Here is a 313-nt window from a genome sequence, read left to right as displayed (position 1 = left end):
GCTACACCCTCGCCATCAGGTAGCTCACCAGCCGGGGTGTGCTCCACCAGCGCCTGGAGTGCCGGTGCCTCCTCCACGATGACGTGGGCATTGGTCCCCGACACACCGAAGGAAGACACACCCGCCCGTCGGACCCGCTCCCCTCGCGGCCAGGCAACAGGCTCGGTCAGCAGCTCAACCGCTCCGGCGTCCCAATCCACGTGCGAAGACGGCTGATCCACATGCAACGTGCGCGGCAGCACCTCCTGGTCCAGGGCCATGACCATCTTGATCACACCACCCACACCCGCAGCCGCCTGCGTGTGACCGATGT

At 66.8% G+C, this 313-nt stretch carries 1 protein-coding gene; it reads right to left on the bottom strand.

Features of this window, described 5'->3' with window-relative positions; all coding sequences use genetic code 11:
- On the bottom strand, positions 1–313 hold a 313-nt coding region (locus tag JK364_RS54810; protein WP_307841754.1), incomplete at both ends, for a ketoacyl-synthetase C-terminal extension domain-containing protein.

The organism is Streptomyces endocoffeicus (genome assembly GCF_016741935.1).
Taxonomy (GTDB): domain Bacteria; phylum Actinomycetota; class Actinomycetes; order Streptomycetales; family Streptomycetaceae; genus Streptomyces; species Streptomyces endocoffeicus.
The sequence above is the reverse complement of the archived record's forward strand: the minus strand, read 5'-3'. Positions and strand labels throughout refer to the sequence as shown.